This window comes from Herbiconiux sp. UC225_62, assembly GCF_042694625.1.
Taxonomy (GTDB): Bacteria; Actinomycetota; Actinomycetes; order Actinomycetales; family Microbacteriaceae; genus Herbiconiux.
The window spans coordinates 3,366,011-3,382,769 of the sequence record NZ_CP170551.1 but is presented as its reverse complement, the minus strand read 5'-3'; the positions used below and the strand labels follow the sequence as shown (position 1 = coordinate 3,382,769).

Here is a 16,759-nt window from a genome sequence, read left to right as displayed (position 1 = left end):
GCGGGATGCCTAGGCGGAGAAACGCGGGAACGCGCCGCGACCGGCGTAGACCGCCGCTTCGGCGAGTTCTTCTTCGATCCTCAGCAACTGATTGTACTTAGCCACGCGCTCGCTCCGGGCAGGCGCACCGGTCTTGATCTGGCCGGCGTCGGTCGCGACGGCGAGGTCGGCGATCGTGGTGTCCTCGGTCTCGCCGGAGCGGTGGGAGAGGATGGCGGTGTAGCCGGAGCGCTGGGCGAGCGAGACCGCGTCGAGCGTCTCGGTGAGCGTGCCGATCTGGTTGACCTTCACCAGGATCGAGTTGCCGGTGCCGCGGGCGATGCCGGTGGCGAGGCGGGTGGGGTTGGTGACGAACAGGTCGTCGCCCACGAGCTGCACCTTCGAACCGATCTCGGAGGTGAGGTGGGCCCAGCCCTCCCAGTCGTCCTCGTTCAGGGGGTCTTCGATCGAGACCAGCGGGTAGTTCGCCACGAGGTCGGCGAAGTAGGCCGACATCTCCTGGGCGGAACGCTGCTGACCCTCGAAGGTGTAGGCGCCGTTGTCGTAGAACTCGCTGGCCGCCACGTCGAGCGCGAGCGCGATGTCCTTGCCCGGGGTGAAGCCGGCCTGGGTGATGGCCTCAAGGATGAAGTCGAGCGCCTCGCGGTTGTTGGGGAGCTCGGGGGCGAAGCCTCCCTCGTCGCCGAGGCCGGTGGAGAGGCCCTTCGACTTCAGCAGCGACTTCAGCGAGTGGTAGGTCTCGACACCCCAGCGGAGCGCCTCGGAGAAGGTCTCGGCGCCGAGCGGCACGGCCATGAACTCCTGGATGTCGACGCCGGTGTCGGCGTGTGCGCCACCGTTGACGATGTTCATGAGCGGCACGGGCAGGGTGTGCGCGTTGGGGCCTCCGACGTAGCGGAACAGCGGCAGGTCGGCCGAGTCGGCGGCGGCGCGGGCCACGGCGAGGGAGACACCCAGGATGGCGTTGGCACCGAGGCGCTTCTTGTTCTCGGTGCCGTCGAGCGCGATCATCGCGGCATCGACGAGACGCTGGTCGGTGGCGTCGAATCCCTCGAGTGCCGGGCCGATCTCGTCGATGACGGCGTCGACGGCCTTCTCCACGCCCTTGCCGAGGTAGCGGCCCTTGTCGCCGTCGCGGAGTTCGTAGGCCTCGAATGCGCCGGTGGACGCGCCGGAGGGAACAGCGGCGCGCGAGACGACGCCGTCTTCGAGGAGGACCTCGACCTCGACGGTCGGGTTCCCTCGGGAGTCAAGAATTTCGCGAGCGCCAACGGCTTCGATGAGTGCCACGGGTGGTTTTCTCCTCAGGTTTTCGAACAGATGCGTTCAGGCAAGGTGGGAGCGCCATCCGTGCGCCCGCCGCTGGCTAGTCTAACGATTCGCGAGCGAGGGCCTGCATGGTCATGACGGCGTCGAACAACCATCGGGTGAACTCCGTGTCGACATCGGAGTCGAGCGGGCGGTGCAAGGCGCAGTCGACCGCCGACATCACCATCATCACCGCGAGCTGAGCGCGCTCGGCCGAGGTGCGCTGCTCGGCGAGGGCGATCACCTGAAGTCGCAGGTCCGAGGCGAGCTTGATGACGTCGGGCGCGAGCTCGGGCCGGCGGCCCAGCAGTTCGCGGAGCGCCGCGCGGTCGACGCCGTCGCGTGCCGTCGAGTCCATGATGTCTCCGACGAGGATGCAGAGGTCGCGCACCAGCCCCTTCTCGCCATCGCCCTGCAGGAACGTTTCGCGTTGGGCATCCGTCACGACGAAGGCCGAGAGACCGACGATCGCGGAGACCTTCGACGGGAAGTAGTTGAAGAAGGTGCGGCTCGAGACGCCCGCCTCGGAGCAGATCGCGTCGACGGATGCCTGCCCGGCTCCGTTCTCGGCGACGAGCCGCACCGCCGCCTCATGGATGGCGCTGCGCGTCTCGACCTTCTTGCGTTCGCGGAGCGACGGCTGGTCGTCGGTCTGGGTGCGCGTCCGGTCATGCGTGGCCGGGTCGGTGTGCAGCGTCGTCATCGTCGCTCGATCCTGTCGTTGAACGCGCCGAGCAACCGGACGAACTGAGCGATGTCGTGCTCGGTCCAGTCGTCGAGGGTGTCGGCGTAGGCGGCCTGGACACTTCGGCGGATGGTCTCCATCCGTTCCAGCGTGTCCGGTGTCGGCGAGTAGAGGTTCGCCCTCCGGTCGTCGGGATCGGGCTCGCTGGTGACGAACCCGAGGTCTTTGAGGATGCGGAGCTGCCGGCTCACCGCACTCTTGTCCATCCCGACGCTCGCGATGATCGCCCCTGGCGGAGTGGGGTGGTTCGCCACGATGTGGCGGAGCACCAGATACCCTGACGGCTGGATGTCGGGCGAGAACCGCACCGCGTTCTGCAGCATGCTGATGCGCACCGCGCGCACGATCCGCGCCATCTCGCCCTCCACGGCGAGGAGGGCGGCGGCGCGGTCGTCGGAGGAGGTCACAGCCTCCAGGGTACTGGCGCTCTTCACACTCTCTCCGTGGCCTCCCCCGGCGCGGCCTGGGAGGCGGCTTGGAGTTCGGCGGCCTCGGTCTCGCGCTCCTCAGCGTCGAGTTCGGCGTCGATCTCGGCCTGGCTCTCGGTGTCCCCGGCGACCTCGGCGCCGGACACGGCGATCAGCGTGGCGGCCTCCGTCTCGGCGATCTGCTCCACCGAGGTCTTCGTGCCGAGCGTGCGGTTGGGTAACAGCGAGATCGCGACGATTGAGATGATCGCGAGGGGAACGGCGAGCAGGAACACGTCGGCGACCGCCTCACCGTAAGCGGACTCCACCAGGGTGCGGATGGGGCCCGGCAGCGTGCTGAGGTTCGGGATGCCGCCGTCGCCGAGGTTGCCCGCTTGCGCGGGGTCGATGCCCAGCTTCACGATGCCGTCGGTGACGAGAGTGGTGATGCGGCTGCCGAGGACGGCGCCCATGACGCTGACGCCGATGGTACCGCCCAGGCTGCGGAAGAAGGCGACGGAGGCGCTGGCCGTGCCGATCTGCCGCGGGTCGACGGCGTTCTGCACGATCAGCACGAGGTTCTGCATCACCATGCCGACGCCCGCGCCCATGATGAACATGAACAGGAAGACCAGGAAGAAGCTCGTGTCGTAGCGGATGGTGCCCATGAGCGCCAGGCCGATGGTGAGCAGGATCGAGCCGGCCACCATGTAGCGCTTCCACTTGCCGGTGCGGCTGATGACCTGGCCGATCACGACGCTCGAGACGAGGACGCCGCCGATCATCGGGATGGTCAGCAGTCCCGACTCGGTCGGGGTCTTGCCCCGGGCGAGCTGCATGTACTGGCTGAGGAAGACGCTGGTGCCGAACATCGCGACGCCCACCGAGATGCTGGCGATGACCGCCAGCCAGAAGGTGCGGTTCGTGAAGAGCGTCATCGGGATGATGGGCTCCTTGACCTTCAGCTCGGTGACCACGGCGGCCGCCAGTAGCAGCACCGCGCCCACGACCATCGAGATGCTGGGGAGAGAGCCCCACTCGAACTGGTTGCCGGCGAGGGTCACCCAGATCAGCAGCAGCGACACGCCACCGGCGATGAGCACGGCACCGAGGTAGTCGATGGTGACCTTGCGCTTGTGCGTCGGGATGTGCAGCGTCTTCTGCAGCACGATGATCGCCGCGATCGCGAAGGGCACCGCGATGTAGAAGTTCCAGCGCCAACCGGCCGAGTCGGTGATGACTCCACCGAGCAATGGGCCGCCGACGGTGGCCACGGCCATCACGGCGCCGAGGAGCCCCATGTACCGGCCGCGTTCGCGGGGCGGGATGATGTCGGCCATCACGACCTGCACGAGGGCGGTGAGACCTCCGGCGCCGAGACCCTGCAGCACACGGAAGAAGATGAGCATCTCGGTGTTCTGCGCGAGACCGGCGAGCCCCGATCCGACCACAAAAACGATCAGCGAGATCTGGATGAGCAGCTTGCGGTTGGTGAGGTCAGCGAGCTTGCCCCAGATGGGCGTCGAGACCGTGGTGGCGAGCAGGGTGGAGGTGACCACCCAGGTGTAGCCGGCCTGCGTGCCGCCCAGGTCGCCGATGATCTTGGGCAGCGAGCTCGACACGACGGTGCTGGCCAGCATGGCCACGAACATGCCGAGCAGAAGACCCGAGAGCGGGACGAGCACCTGCCGGCGGGTGCGGGACGCCCCGGCGGCCGGGGTGGTTTCAGTAGAAGTGAGCGACACGGTTCTCCAGTAAGAAAGTTGATCCGCGTCAACAATACCAATGTTGTTGACGCGAATCAACTAATTACTGCAGATCATGCAAACTTTCCTTTCGTGCAGATTCCTGCTACCGGCGCGCGTCACTCCCCCGCGGTGATGGCCTCGGCCTCTTCGAGAGCGGCTTCCTCTTCGTGGTCGACGTGGGCGATCATCCGGTGCCCCAGGATGACGATGAGCGAGGCGACGACCACCGACCCGGCGGCGACGTAGAACGGGGTCGCGGCCGTGAACGCCACGGCGATGAGCGATGCGACGGGCGGGGCGACGGCGCCGCCGATGAACCGCACGGCCGAGTAGGCCGACGACGCCACCGGGCGCGGCAGATCGGTGGCGGCCATGACGGACTCCGTGAGCACCGTGTTCATCACGCCGAGCAGGGCGCCGCCGATCACCACGCAGGCGATGAGGCCGATGGTGTTCGAGATGAAGAGGCCCGCGGCGACGAGGTCGAGCGCCAGCAGGAGCAGCACCGTCCAGAGCACGCGGGTGCGCGGAAGGCGTCGGGTGAGCCACGGCGCCACGAGCACCGAGGTGATCGCCACGGCGAGCCCCCAGCCGAAGAAGGTGAGACCGAGACCCATCGCATCGAGCCCGAGCGGGAACGGCGTGTAGGCCAGGAGGATGAAGAAGCCGATGTTGTAGAACAGGGCGGCCACGGCGAGCACCGCCAGGGCGGGCCGCGTGAGCGCCTTGAACGGCGCGGAGAGCGGCGTGGGCGTGGGCCGCGCGGTCTCCTTCTTCATCAGGGTGGCGATGGCGATGAAGCCGACCGCCATCAGCACCGAGGTGCCGAAGAACGGGCCGCGCCAACTGATCGAACCGAGCAGTCCGCCGAGCAGCGGGCCGATCGCGATGCCGAGACCGAGCGCGGCCTCGTAGAGGACGATGGCGGAACTCGCACCGCCGCTCGCGGCGCCGACGATCGTCGCGAGCGCCGTCGAGATGAAGAGCGCATTACCGAGACCCCAGCCCGCGCGGAAGCCGATGACCGACTCCACGTTCTGGGAGAGTCCGGCGGCGAGCGCGAAGACCACGATCAGCGCGAGGCCGAAGAGCAAGGTCTTGCGAGCGCCGATGCGGGTGGAGAGCCAGCTCGTGAAGAGCATGGCGAACCCCGTGATGAGCAGGTAGCTGGTGAACAGCAGGCTCGTCTGGGTCTGGGTGGCGTGCAGGCTGTCCGCGATGGCCGGCAGGATCGGATCGACCAGGCCGATGCCCATGAACGCGATCACGCACGCGAACGCCACGGCCCAGACGGCCTTGGGCTGGTGCAGGATCGGGTTCCGCTTCGTGACCGGAACGCCGGACGTGGTCGACTTCTCCGCCGCCGAGGTCATCCTCAGGCGGCCTTCACGACGTCGGCGGCGCGGACGTCGGTGCACTCGTGCAGGAGGTCGACGGCCCGGCTGATCACGTCGAGCTCCTCGCGGTCGAGGTCGGTGAAGAGCGGGGCGAGGGCGGAACCGAGGCGGTCGCGCCATTCCTCGAGCGCCCGGATGCCTTTGGGGGCGAGGGCGATCTGCCAGGCGCGGGCGTCGTCGACATCCGCGATGCGACGGATCCACTCGACCTCGTTGAGGTTGGCGACGATCTTGGTCATCGTGGGCTGCGAGACGCGGCTCTGCTTGGCGAGCTCGCCGAGACGCATCGGGCCGAAGGAGCTGAGCACGCTGAGGGTGCGCCAGGTGGCGGGAGAGGTGGACTCGCCGGTCGCCTGGGCGGCGATACGCGTGAGCCGGTTCGTGACCGACACAAGGTCGGAGAGGAGTTCGGAGAGTTCGGATCGGGAGACTGTGCTGGTGGAGGTGATTTCGTTGTTCACGGTCAACTATTATACATAGCTCAGCTATGCATCTGTCACCCAGAGCGCCTTCGGCGTTAAGCCGACAGCGATTTCAGCTCGAGGTCGCCGGCATCCGTCGTCTCCCGACCCACCAGGGCGAAGCTCGTGAAGCCGGCCGCTGCGGCGCGGTCGAGCAACGGGGTGAGGTTCTTCGTGCGGCGCTCCAGACGCACCCGGGCCCCGCGGGCGACCAGTTGCGCCTTGAGCGAGAGGAGGCGGGTCGGATCGGCTGCCTTGTCGTGCACGAGCACGATGGCCTCGGCGTGCGCGGTCTCCGGTTCGTCGATGAGGTCGATGATGCGTTCGAAGCCGATCGAGAAACCGCAGGCCGGCACCTGCTCGCCGAGGAAGCGGCCGATCATGCCGTCGTATCGACCGCCGCCGCCGAGCGAGAAGGAGAAGTCGGGGTGCTCGATCTCGAAGATCGTTCCGGTGTAGTAGCCCATGCCGCGCACGAGGAAGGGATCGAACTTCAGCACGCCCGCGACGCCGGCCTCGCGGAGGGCGGCACCGATGGAGGCCAGCTCCACCACGGCCTCCGGCGCGACCCCTTCGGGGAGGGCGGCGGCGATCTCGGCTTCGGCGAGCCCGGCCGTCTGGGCAGGAGCTCCGGCGAAGTAGGCCGCGAGGGCCTCGACGGCGGCGGGAGTCGCGTCGCGACCGCGCAGCTCTTCGATGACACCGGTCGGCCCCACCTTATCGAGCTTGTCGATGGTGATGAGCACGGAGGGGTGCTCCTCGGCCGTGAAGCCGAAGGCCTCGAGCATGCCGATGAGCAGTCGCCGGTCGTTGATGCGGATGCTGCAGCCCTCCAGCCCGAGGGCGTCGAGGGTGGCGAGGGTCGCGGTGAGCAGTTCGATCTCAGCCAGGATGCCGGCCTCGCCGATGATGTCGATGTCGCACTGCACGAACTGGCGGTAGCGGCCCTTCTGCGGGCGTTCGGCCCGCCAGACCGGCGCGATCTGCACCGCTCGGAAGACCTGCGGAAGGTTCGCGCGGTGCGTCGCGTAGAAGCGGGCGAGCGGAACGGTGAGATCGAAGCGAAGGCCGAGGTCGGCGAGTCGGTCGGGGTCGTCGGCGTCGGCGGCCGCCTGCAGTGCCGCGGCATCCAGACCCCGCTTCATCACATTGAAGGCAAGCTTCTCGTTGTCTCCCCCGAGACCCGAGTGCAGTCGCGCGAAGTCCTCGACCACCGGGGTCTCGATCTCGTCGAAGCCGTGTGCCGCGTAGCTCGCGCGGATGACGCCGAGCGCGCGCTCGCGCTTCGCCTTCTCGGCGGGCAGGAAGTCGCGCATGCCGCGAGGGGGTGAGACGGGAGAAGCCATTCGTCGATTCTATTGAACGTCGCAGGGTCACGGTTCAGCGCTGCGGCGGCAGCCGCAGGCCGCCGGTCAGCCGCAGCTCTGCAGCTGCATCACCGACGGATTCAGGGAGTAGCTGCCGCCGAACAGAGTCACCCTTGACGTCTTCCAGTGCTTCAGCGAATCGAGCTCGGCTGCAGGTAGGCAGTCGGTGCGCGACAGCAGCAGCGGCGCGTGCTCCCTGCCGGCCATCACGCCTCCGGTGAGCGCGTCGGTGAACGTGAGACCGGTCGCGACGTAGGCGGTCGGCGCCGAGGTGAAGTACGCCCGGCTGATGGCATTCGCCACGGCGAACCGATCCGCACCGCCCAAACGCGTGACGTTCGAGGGGTACCGAGCGTTCAACTGCGACTCGATGCCCGTGCTGACGCTCGCCGGTCCGCCGACGATCACGACCTTGGTGGCGCCCAGCTGCTGAAGGAGATCGGTCGTCTGGCTGTCGAGCGAGACGTCACCGCCACGCACCAGGATGACCGGCGCCTTCTGCGAGACCGCGGAAGGGACAGCGGAGAGCGCGTCCGGGAAGGTGAGTCCGCTGGCCAGGAAGACGGTCTTCGCGCCGCCCGGGAACTCCTGCAGCGCGATATTGCGCGACACCTCGTAGCGATCGGCGCCGGCGATCCTCTGGACGTCGACGTTCGGAGTGTTTCCACCGCCGTAGGAAATTCCGGCGCCCCACTCCCAGGACACCGAGTTCTCTCCTCCGACGATCACGACGCGCGAAGGATGAAGCCGTTGGATGCCCCAGACGATATTGAGGTAGTCCGACTGGTCCGTCGAGACGAGCATGACCGGCGAGTTGGCGAGGGCTGCAACCGGGGCCACGCTCAAAGCGTCGCCGAAGGTGTCGCCGGTCGCCAGGAAGACGGTTGGAGCACCCTGAGGGTACGAGGCGTAGGCGATGGCGGCCGAGGTGCCATAACGGTTGTACGAAGAGATCCGGGAGGCCTCGATCCCCGCGATCGAGGTGGGAAAGCCGATTGTCGCCCGCGCGTAGACGTAGCGGGCGTCGTCGCCCAATGGTGTCGTTATCGACACGATCGCCGACCGGTCGATGTCGCTGAAATCGCTGAGGTCGGCATCGCCCGGCACCGTGAGCTCGAGAGAACCGGATGTGGCGCCGACCGCGGTGTTGAGCACGATATCGAGAGAACCCGAAGGGTCTCCACCGCCTTCCAGCAGCGCTTTCGTGCCCTCCGGCCACTCGAGCCCAGCGCCCGAGACCGATACCGTATCGCCCGCGCCCAGCCAATACCCGGACAGGCCCTGGGCGAGGTACGACGTGGTCGACGAGAACGACCCAGCGTTCGCACGGGCGAGGTCGACAGTCTGAACGACGTCGGAATCGGCTTCGCCCACGTAGAGCGCGCCCTCAATAGAGAGTTGTGCCTCCGCGCTCCGCACGCCGTATCCATTCGAGATCGACGGGGCGGGAAGGCCAGTCAGCCTCGTGCCGCGGAGGGTGTACGTGAAGTAGTGCTGCCCCGCGCCATCGACGAAGGGTGCATTGGTGACGGCGAAGAAGTCGCTGTCGACCGAGATCGTCACCGTTCCCGTGGCGGCGTCGACCGCAAGCGTCTGCGTCGCCCCGGACTCCCTTCCCCACATGGTCCACTCGACGGTATCGAGTCTCATCGCGGCGGATTCCGCGGGCAGGATCAGCGTCAGCGTCGTCGTCGAGGCCGGTATGACCGCGGCATCACCGTTCGGCTTCGAATGGTAATCGGCGGTGATGGTGCGGTTGAACGGGGCATCCGGAATCTGCATGGCGGCCGATGGCGCCTCGGGACCCGCCGGCGACGCACCCGCACCCTCCCCCGTCGCCGCACTGGCGGGGGCGACGAAGCCGCCCACCAGGATCGCGGCGGCCGCTGCGGCCACTCCCCAACGCACAGTCCGGCGCATCCGTCACTCCCCGCTGTTCGACACTCGTGGCATCAGAGTAGCGGTAGTTCGATACCGTCAAGTATCCGTGCCGGCCTCGGCTTCGGCGATCTCTTCGCGGAGGCCGCGAAGGGTGGTGCGGAGGGCGCGCTCGGCGTCGAGGCCCTGCGATTTCGCCGACGCGACGATGGCCAGCAGCAGGCCGCCCAGTTCGTCCTCGTTCTGCACGGGAACGATCGACGGCGCATCCTGGTCGAGCACGCCGACCTTCTGGGCCCGGCCCAGCAGTTTGTCGGCCAGGGCCAGCGACGGCATGCCGAGCGGGATGCCGTCGAGCACGCTCGTGCGCGAGGGCTTCTCGGCCGCCTTGAAGCCATCCCAGGCGGCCACGACATCGTCGGCCGACTCCAGCTCCAGATCGCCGAAGACATGCGGATGCCGGCCCACCATCTTCTGGGTCATGTGCTCCGCCACGTCTTGGATGTCGAAGTCCTCGCCCGGCGTGTGCGAAGCGATGTCGGCGTGGAAGATCACCTGGTAGAGCACGTCGCCGAGCTCCTCGATCATCTCTTCACGGTTCCCCGACTCGATCGCCTCGATCAGCTCATGCGTCTCCTCCACGAGGTACTGCACAAGGGAGGCGTGCGTCTGATCGGCGTCCCACGGGCATCCGCCCGGCGCCCGCAGCACCGCGGTCACCTCGACGAGCTGATCGAGCTTGGTGGGGGCATCCGGAATCTCAGCCATGGTGCCAGCCTACGAGCATCGAGTGGGCACTCCTCGTTCCCTGTGTGCGGCGGATGTGATTGAGAACGATCAGCGGCAGGGCACCAGATTCTCGACCGCCTCACCGAGACTCGCGCGTCCGCCGAGCAGCGTCGTACGCGACACACCCCACCGAGTCAACGCCTCATGCGCCGACTTCGGCACGCAGTCGGGGCGCACCAGCAGGAGCGGCGCCTTCCTCGATGCGGCGAGCACGCCGCCGGTCAGCGCGTCCGGGAACGTCATCCCGGTCGCTACGAATGCCTCCTTCGCCGCCGGGAAGAACTTTGTGTTCACTGCCGTCGACACCTCGTACCGATCTGCCCCGCTGACGCGTTCGACACCGCCGGAGACCGCTGCGGCGAGCTGCTTCTCGATTTCGGGCGACACCGATGCCGGTCCGCCCACGATCACGATGCGTTGCGTCTTGAGCGAGGCGAGCGTGGACAGGGTGCTCTCGTCGACGGACTTCTGCGTGCCGGGAACAAGCAGAACCGGTGCTTGCTGCGATGCGGCTGCAGGCACCGCGGAGAGGGCGTCGGGGAAGGTCAACCCCGTCGCGACGAATACAGTCGACGCGCCGGTGGGCCAGAAACGGAGCGCCGTGTTGCGCGACACTTCGAACCGGTCCTGCCCGCCGACACGCTCAGGCACAGGCAGGAGAGCGGACTCGGCAATCCGCGCGCCGTTCTCGTCAGCCACGGAAGCTGCGCCGCCGACGGTGACGAGGCCGGGGGCCCCGACCCGCCACGCCTCATAGCCGATTGATCGGTCGTACCAACCGACGTCATCGGCGCTGCCTGGAGGTGCGAGGAGGAGGGAACCGCCGATGTGCGCGGTTGCGGCGGCGGCACTGAGCGAGTCCGCGAACTTCTCCCCGGAGGTCACCAGGACCGTGGGATCCGCCCACATCCGATCCGCGAAGACCTGTTGACTGATCCCGATCGCGCCGAAATAACGGTCATCCCCGGCCACCCTCGTGGTCTCCCCTGGACCGGCAGACGCGTCACGCACATACGTGACCCCGAGTCCGACATTGACCCGGTCTGTCCCATCGAGATACGAAGCAGTGAGGCTGAGCGGTTCACCCGGGAGACGCTCGACCTCGGCGCGATCGGGGACCTGGAACGCGATGTCCGCGCCGAGAGGCGTCGCGCTCCAGTCGGTGATCGCGTGCCAACCGTTCATGAGGATGTCGAGCGCCACCGTCCTGGTCAATGCGGGCGCCCCAGTAACGGTAATCGATTCGCCACCGGTGACGGCGATACCTGAACCGGACGGAATCCAGTACGACCTGCGGTAGTCGTAGCGGAGCGCACCATCCCTCTCCACCGTGCGCGCGTGCTCAGTGGCGCCGGGAGGGCCGGGATCGAAGCCGATGGAGACGTAACCGCGGGAGAAGTACCCGCGCCATAACGAGGAGTTGCTCAGTCGGTCGCCGCTCACCGCGTACGGTGCGGCAACGACTCCGTCGGGCTGAGGTCTTGTGGTCGACAGGGCCAGAGAGAACCTCGGCGACCCGGACGTCATACTCGGCGCGGCAGTGGCGAGATAACCCTCCGGGATGCTGACCGTCACGACGCGTGTCGTGGCGTCGGCCGAGACCACTGAGACCGGGTCACGCTGGGCGCCGACGATCTCCGCCGTGATCGTCGACTCGAAGTCGAAGAGTTCGGGAGGAATCGTCACGGAAAGGAGCCGTGTCGTCGAGGGCAGCGGCTCCGCGTTTTCCCACGTCCAGCGGGCATCGAGCATCTGATACCAGGGCGCACCGACGGCGATCGGCGTCGAGGAGTCGGCAGACAGGGCGGCGGCAGGTGGGTCAGTGACCTGTGCAGCGGACGGATCGAGGTGCGCCTCGACCGGTTCATTCGCCGGCGCACGCGGGGGCACTTCGTCGAATGGCGAAGGAGGCTCTTCGTTCGTCGGCCCGACGGTCGTCGCCACAGGTGCCACAGGAGCCAGCGGATCGGGTACATCGGCCGAGACAGGCGCCGACGCACCGCTGAGCACAAACGCCATCGCCGCGACGATGCACGACACCGCCGCCGCCGTCCGCGGCAAGACCCGTCCCCGTGCGTCGCCCAGTCGTGCCCCCATGCTGGTCTCCCTCTCGACCGGGCCCAGCGGTCACCTCGACACGTGTCGCCCTCGGTCGTTTATAGCACCCTTACCGGGCCGAAAAGGGACATATCGAGACCGCTCGTTCGCGTCACGCTCAGGTGGCGGGTGCGGCCACCTTGGCGGGCGGGAAGATGGCGTCGAGGAGGCCCTGGGTCCAGGCGATGAGCTCGGCGTCGGGCAGGGGCTTGCCGTCGACGACGGGCATCGGCACCGAGACCGCGGCGGTCTGGGCGAAGTACTTCGCGCCCGGGTACATCCGCTGCAGGCGCACCTGGATCGAGTCGGCGAGCTCGGCCGTCGCCACGCGCAGGTTCGACCCCATGGTCACCACCTCGCTGAGCCCGGCCTTCTGCGCCTGGCGACGCAGTCGCGACACGGCGATGAGGTTCGACACCTGCACCGGCGGCTCACCGTAGCGATCGGTCAGCTCCTCGATCACGCGATCGATCGAGTCGTCGGAAGCCGTCGGAGCGCTGGCCGTCGAGAGCTTCTGATAGGCCTCGAGCCGCAACCGCTCGCTGTCGACGTAGTCCTCCGGGATGTGCGCATCCACCGGCAGTTCGAGCCGCAGCTCGGTCTGCCCCTCGGCGACGTCGCCGCGGAACGTCGAGACGGCCTCGCCGATCATCCGCAGATACAGGTCGAAGCCGACCCCCGCGATGTGCCCCGCCTGCTCGCCGCCGAGCAGGTTGCCGGCGCCTCGGATCTCGAGGTCTTTCAGCGCCACCTGGATGCCCGAACCCAGCTCGTTGTTGGCGGCCAGCGTCGAGAGGCGATCGTTCGCCGTCTCCGACAGCGGCTTGTGCTCGTCGAAGAGCAGATACGCGTACGCCCTTTCCCGCCCTCGACCCACGCGCCCGCGCAACTGGTGCAGCTGGCTGAGCCCGTACTTGTCGGCCCGGTCGACGATCAGCGTGTTCGCGTTGGCGATGTCGATGCCGGTCTCGATGATCGTGGTCGACACGAGCACGTCGAACTTGCGCTCCCAGAAGTCGACGATCACCTGCTCGAGAACATGCTCGTTCATCTGCCCGTGGGCCACCGCCACGCGCGCCTCGGGCACGAGCTCGGCGATCTGCGCGGCCACGCGGTTGATCGACGACACCCGGTTGTGCACGAAGAACACCTGCCCCTCACGCAGCAGCTCGCGCCGGATGGCGGCACCCACCTGCTTGTCGGAGTACGGCCCCACGAACGTGAGGATCGGATGCCGGTCCTCGGGCGGCGTGGCCAGCGTCGACATCTCGCGGATGCCGGTCACCGCCATCTCCAGCGTGCGCGGGATCGGCGTCGCGCTCATCGCGAGGATGTCGACGTTCGTCTTGAGCTTCTTCAGCTGGTCTTTGTGCTCGACGCCGAAGCGCTGCTCCTCGTCGATGATGAGGAGCCCCAGGTCTTTGAAAGCGATGTTGTCGGCCAGGATGCGATGGGTCGCGATGACGACGTCGACGGTGCCGTCGGCGAGACCCTTGATGGTCTCGCGCGACTCCTTCTCGGTCTGGAACCGGCTGAGCGCCTTGAGGTGCACGGGGAACCCGGCGAACCGCTCCTGGAAGGTCTCGAGGTGCTGGCGCACGAGCAGAGTCGTGGGCACGAGCATGGCGACCTGCTTGCCGTCCTGCACCGCCTTGAACGCCGCGCGCACCGCGATCTCGGTCTTGCCGAAACCCACGTCGCCGCTCAACAGCCGGTCCATCGGGATGGGCCGCTCCATGTCGGCCTTCACCTCGTCGATCACGGTGAGCTGGTCGGGCGTCTCCTGGAACGGGAACGCCTCCTCCAGCTCGTGCTGCCACGGGGTGTCGGGACCGAAGGCGTAGCCCTTCGACGCCATCCGCGCCGAGTAGAGCTTCACCAGCTCCACCGCGATGTCACGCACCGCCTTGCGGGCTTTGCCCTTGGCCTGGGCCCAGTCGCTGCCCCCCATCTTGCTGAGCGCCGGCGCCTCGCCGCCCACGTACCGGCTCAGCAGATCGAGCTGATCGGTGGGCACGTAGAGCTTGTCGCCCGGGTAGCCGCGCTTGGACGGCGCATACTCGATGACGAGGTATTCGCGGGTGGTCTTCACCGCGTTGCGACCACCCGACGACACCTCGCGCTGGGTGAGTTCGAGGAACTTGCCGATGCCGTGGGTCTGATGCACCACGAAGTCGCCGGTCTTGAGCTGCAGCGGGTCCACCACGTTCTTGCGGCGGCTCGCGAGTTTCTTCACCTGGCGCGTGTCATAGCCCGCGGTGCGGCCATAGAACTCCGTCTCGCCGATCAGAGCGAGCTTGAGTTCCGGCAGCTCGAAGCCGTGCTCCACCGCGCTGCGGATGAGGTAGGCCATCCGCGGTTCGGCGTCGGCCGGGAAGTCGTCGACCATGCGAGCGGGGATCTCGCGTTCGGCCAACACGTCGGCCGCGCGCTCCACGAGGCCCTGCCCCTGGGCCACGACCACCACCGTCCAGTCGTCGGCGAGCCGGCGCGCCACGTGCTCGATCGCCCCGTCGGCGTTGCCGGAGAAGCTCGGCACCGTGTCGGCGGCGATGCGGATGGTGAGGTGCTCCTCGATCTCGCGGTGCTCGGGGAGGATGTCCTCCTCCGCCGGCCCCTGCTGGAACTCGCTGAGCGTCCACCACGCGCGTCCGGTGCCCGCCGCCTCACGCAGCTGGTTGAGGGTGATGAACTCCCCCGACTCCAGGTCGATCGGCGCCTCGGCGCCCGCGGTGGCGGCGGTCCAGGCGGCGGCCAGGAACTCGCGGTTCGTCTCCGAGAGGTTCACGGCCCGGGTCGCGACCCGCTCGGGCGACACCACGGCGATGGCCGCTCCGGCCGGCAGGTAGTGCGCCACGGTCACGAGCTCGTCGAGCAGGGCGGGAGCCAGCGATTCCATGCCCTCGACCGGGATGCCGGCCGAGATCTTCTCGAGCATGCCCGCGAGGCTCGGGAACTCGTGCTGCATCTCCCGGGCGCGTTGCCGAACAGCATCGCTCAGCAGCAGCTCCCGGCTGGGCGGCAGGCTCACGCCCTCGACGGCGTCGGGCAGAGAACGTTGGTCGGCGACCGAGAAGGCGCGGATCTCCTCCACCTCGTCGCCGAAGAAATCGACCCGGAACGGATGCTCGGCGATGGGCGGGAAGACGTCGAGGATGCCGCCGCGCACCGCGTACTCGCCGCGCCGGGTGACCATGTCGACCCGCGAGTAGGCGAGCTCGACCAGCTGACCGCTGAGCGCCGACAGATCGAAGCCACGGCCTCCGCGGACGAGTTCGATGGGCTCGAGCTCGGTGAGGTTGGACGCGATGGGCTGCAGGGCGGCGCGAACGGAGGCGACGACGACGATCGGCGCCGGAACCTCGGCGTTGCCGGGGTCGGCGGCCGCGGCATCCGTCGCCCGTTGCCATTCGACCAGACGGCGGAGGGCATCGATGCGCTTGCCCACGATCTCGGCGCTCGGGCTCAGCCGCTCGTGCGGAAGCGTCTCCCAGGCCGGGAACTCGACGATCTGGGCCTCCGGCAGGAAGCTCGCGAGCGACTCGCGCAGCTTCTCCGACTCGCGGCCCGTGGCGGTGACGACCATCAGCGCCTCGGGGATGCCGCGCTCGACGCGGCGACGCAGCATCGCCGCCAGCAAGGGTGCGCGCAGGCCCTCCGGCAGCGAGAAATCGGCGTTCCGCCCGGCCTCGGCCAGGGCTTTCTCGAACGTGGAGGCGCGCGAAAGCGCATCGATCAAACCCTGAAGCATCACTCGGGCAATGTTACGCGGGGCCACCGACACACTCGTCGCCGGGCGGCGAGTAGAGTCTGGGCGACACCGCTGCCCGTAGCGAACAGCACGACCGAACCCGAGGACACCGTGACCAGCACTCCCCCCGACGACTCCACCCCCGGCACGCCACCCGAGCGCGAACGGCCGCGCTTCGGCGAGTACGCACCGACTCCGGCTTCCGGATCACCGGCTCCCACCGCCGTGCCGCCCGTCGCGCCGACGCCGCCGGTTCCGCCGTACGGGTCCAATCCCCCGGCACCCTACGGCGCGCCCCCGCAGGCTCCGCAGTACACGGGCTACCAGAGCCCGCTCGGCAGCGGCGTTCCCGGAAGCGGCTACCCCGGTCCACTCCTCGGCGCGCCTCCCCGCCCGAAGACCCTGGGCATCATCGCCTTCGTGGCCGGGCTCGTGGCACTCATCGGCTCGCCGATCTTCAGCGGCCTGGTGGCTCAGGGCGTCGCGCCCCTCATGAGCTACTACGCCGACGGCACGATCGACGTCTCCGACATCCCCGCCGACCAGCTGACCGCCGCCTCGGGCGCGTTCGTGGGAATGTTCGCGACGATCCTGTTCTGCGCCGTCATCGGTCTCTGGGCGCTGGTGCAGGGCATCGTCGCGACCGCCACCAACCGCGGTCGCGCGTTCGGCGTGCTTGCGATCGTCGCCAGCGTGCTCGCACCGATCGTGAGCGTCATCGTGTTCTACGCGGTGCTGTTCGCGGCCGCGCCGGCACTGCTTCAGGGCTGAGCGGCGCCAGGGCTGAGCTCCTCCAGGGCTGAGGCCAGGT

Annotated in this window: 12 protein-coding genes; 1 reads left to right on the top strand and 11 read right to left on the bottom strand. The window is 68.2% G+C overall.

What is annotated here, in order from left to right:
- Positions 1-9: 9 nt before the first annotated feature.
- From eno to mfd, 11 genes are all read right to left on the bottom strand, one after another.
- Entirely contained in the window at positions 10-1,290 is a 1,281-nt protein-coding gene (eno, locus tag ACFJGU_RS16555; protein ID WP_382304815.1) for a phosphopyruvate hydratase, read from the bottom strand.
- Positions 1,291-1,366: 76 nt separating this feature from the next.
- Positions 1,367-2,011: a TetR/AcrR family transcriptional regulator gene (locus ACFJGU_RS16550; RefSeq protein WP_382304813.1), complete on the bottom strand. Its 645-nt coding sequence runs from the start codon at positions 2,009-2,011 to the stop codon at positions 1,367-1,369.
- Positions 2,008-2,460: a MarR family winged helix-turn-helix transcriptional regulator gene (locus ACFJGU_RS16545; protein WP_382304811.1), complete on the bottom strand. Its 453-nt coding sequence runs from the start codon at positions 2,458-2,460 to the stop codon at positions 2,008-2,010. Before ACFJGU_RS16545 ends, ACFJGU_RS16550 begins: the two co-directional genes overlap by 4 nt.
- A 23-nt stretch (positions 2,461-2,483) precedes the next feature.
- Positions 2,484-4,112: an MDR family MFS transporter gene (locus ACFJGU_RS16540; protein ID WP_382310407.1), complete on the bottom strand. Its 1,629-nt coding sequence runs from the start codon at positions 4,110-4,112 to the stop codon at positions 2,484-2,486.
- A gap of 212 nt (positions 4,113-4,324) precedes the next feature.
- Positions 4,325-5,581 (bottom strand): MFS transporter, encoded by a 1,257-nt coding sequence (locus tag ACFJGU_RS16535; RefSeq protein ID WP_382304810.1) that lies wholly within the window; start codon positions 5,579-5,581, stop codon positions 4,325-4,327.
- Positions 5,582-5,583: 2 nt separating this feature from the next.
- Positions 5,584-6,066, bottom strand: a complete 483-nt coding sequence (locus ACFJGU_RS16530; RefSeq protein ID WP_382304809.1) for a MarR family winged helix-turn-helix transcriptional regulator — start codon at positions 6,064-6,066, stop codon at positions 5,584-5,586.
- A gap of 56 nt (positions 6,067-6,122) precedes the next feature.
- Positions 6,123-7,412, bottom strand: coding sequence for a histidine--tRNA ligase (hisS, locus tag ACFJGU_RS16525; RefSeq protein ID WP_382304807.1), 1,290 nt, complete (start codon positions 7,410-7,412; stop codon positions 6,123-6,125).
- Between the two features lie 66 nt (positions 7,413-7,478).
- A complete protein-coding gene (locus tag ACFJGU_RS16520; protein WP_382304805.1) occupies positions 7,479-9,353 on the bottom strand; it encodes a cell wall-binding repeat-containing protein in 1,875 nt (624 codons plus the stop codon).
- 57 nt (positions 9,354-9,410) lie between these two features.
- Complete coding sequence (locus ACFJGU_RS16515) at positions 9,411-10,079, bottom strand: MazG family protein (protein ID WP_382304803.1); 669 nt, start codon at positions 10,077-10,079, stop codon at positions 9,411-9,413.
- A 69-nt stretch (positions 10,080-10,148) separates the two neighbouring features.
- Positions 10,149-12,197, bottom strand: a complete 2,049-nt coding sequence (locus tag ACFJGU_RS16510; RefSeq protein ID WP_382304801.1) for a cell wall-binding repeat-containing protein — start codon at positions 12,195-12,197, stop codon at positions 10,149-10,151.
- A gap of 118 nt (positions 12,198-12,315) precedes the next feature.
- The gene (gene mfd / locus ACFJGU_RS16505; RefSeq protein WP_382304799.1) at positions 12,316-15,951 is read right to left on the bottom strand and encodes a transcription-repair coupling factor; all 3,636 of its coding nucleotides are present in this window, start codon (positions 15,949-15,951) and stop codon (positions 12,316-12,318) included.
- A 108-nt stretch (positions 15,952-16,059) separates the two neighbouring features.
- Here mfd and ACFJGU_RS16500 point away from each other — a divergent pair, with 108 nt between their 5' ends.
- Complete coding sequence (locus tag ACFJGU_RS16500; protein ID WP_382304797.1) at positions 16,060-16,719, top strand: hypothetical protein; 660 nt, start codon at positions 16,060-16,062, stop codon at positions 16,717-16,719.
- The last annotated feature ends 40 nt before the right edge of the window (positions 16,720-16,759 follow it).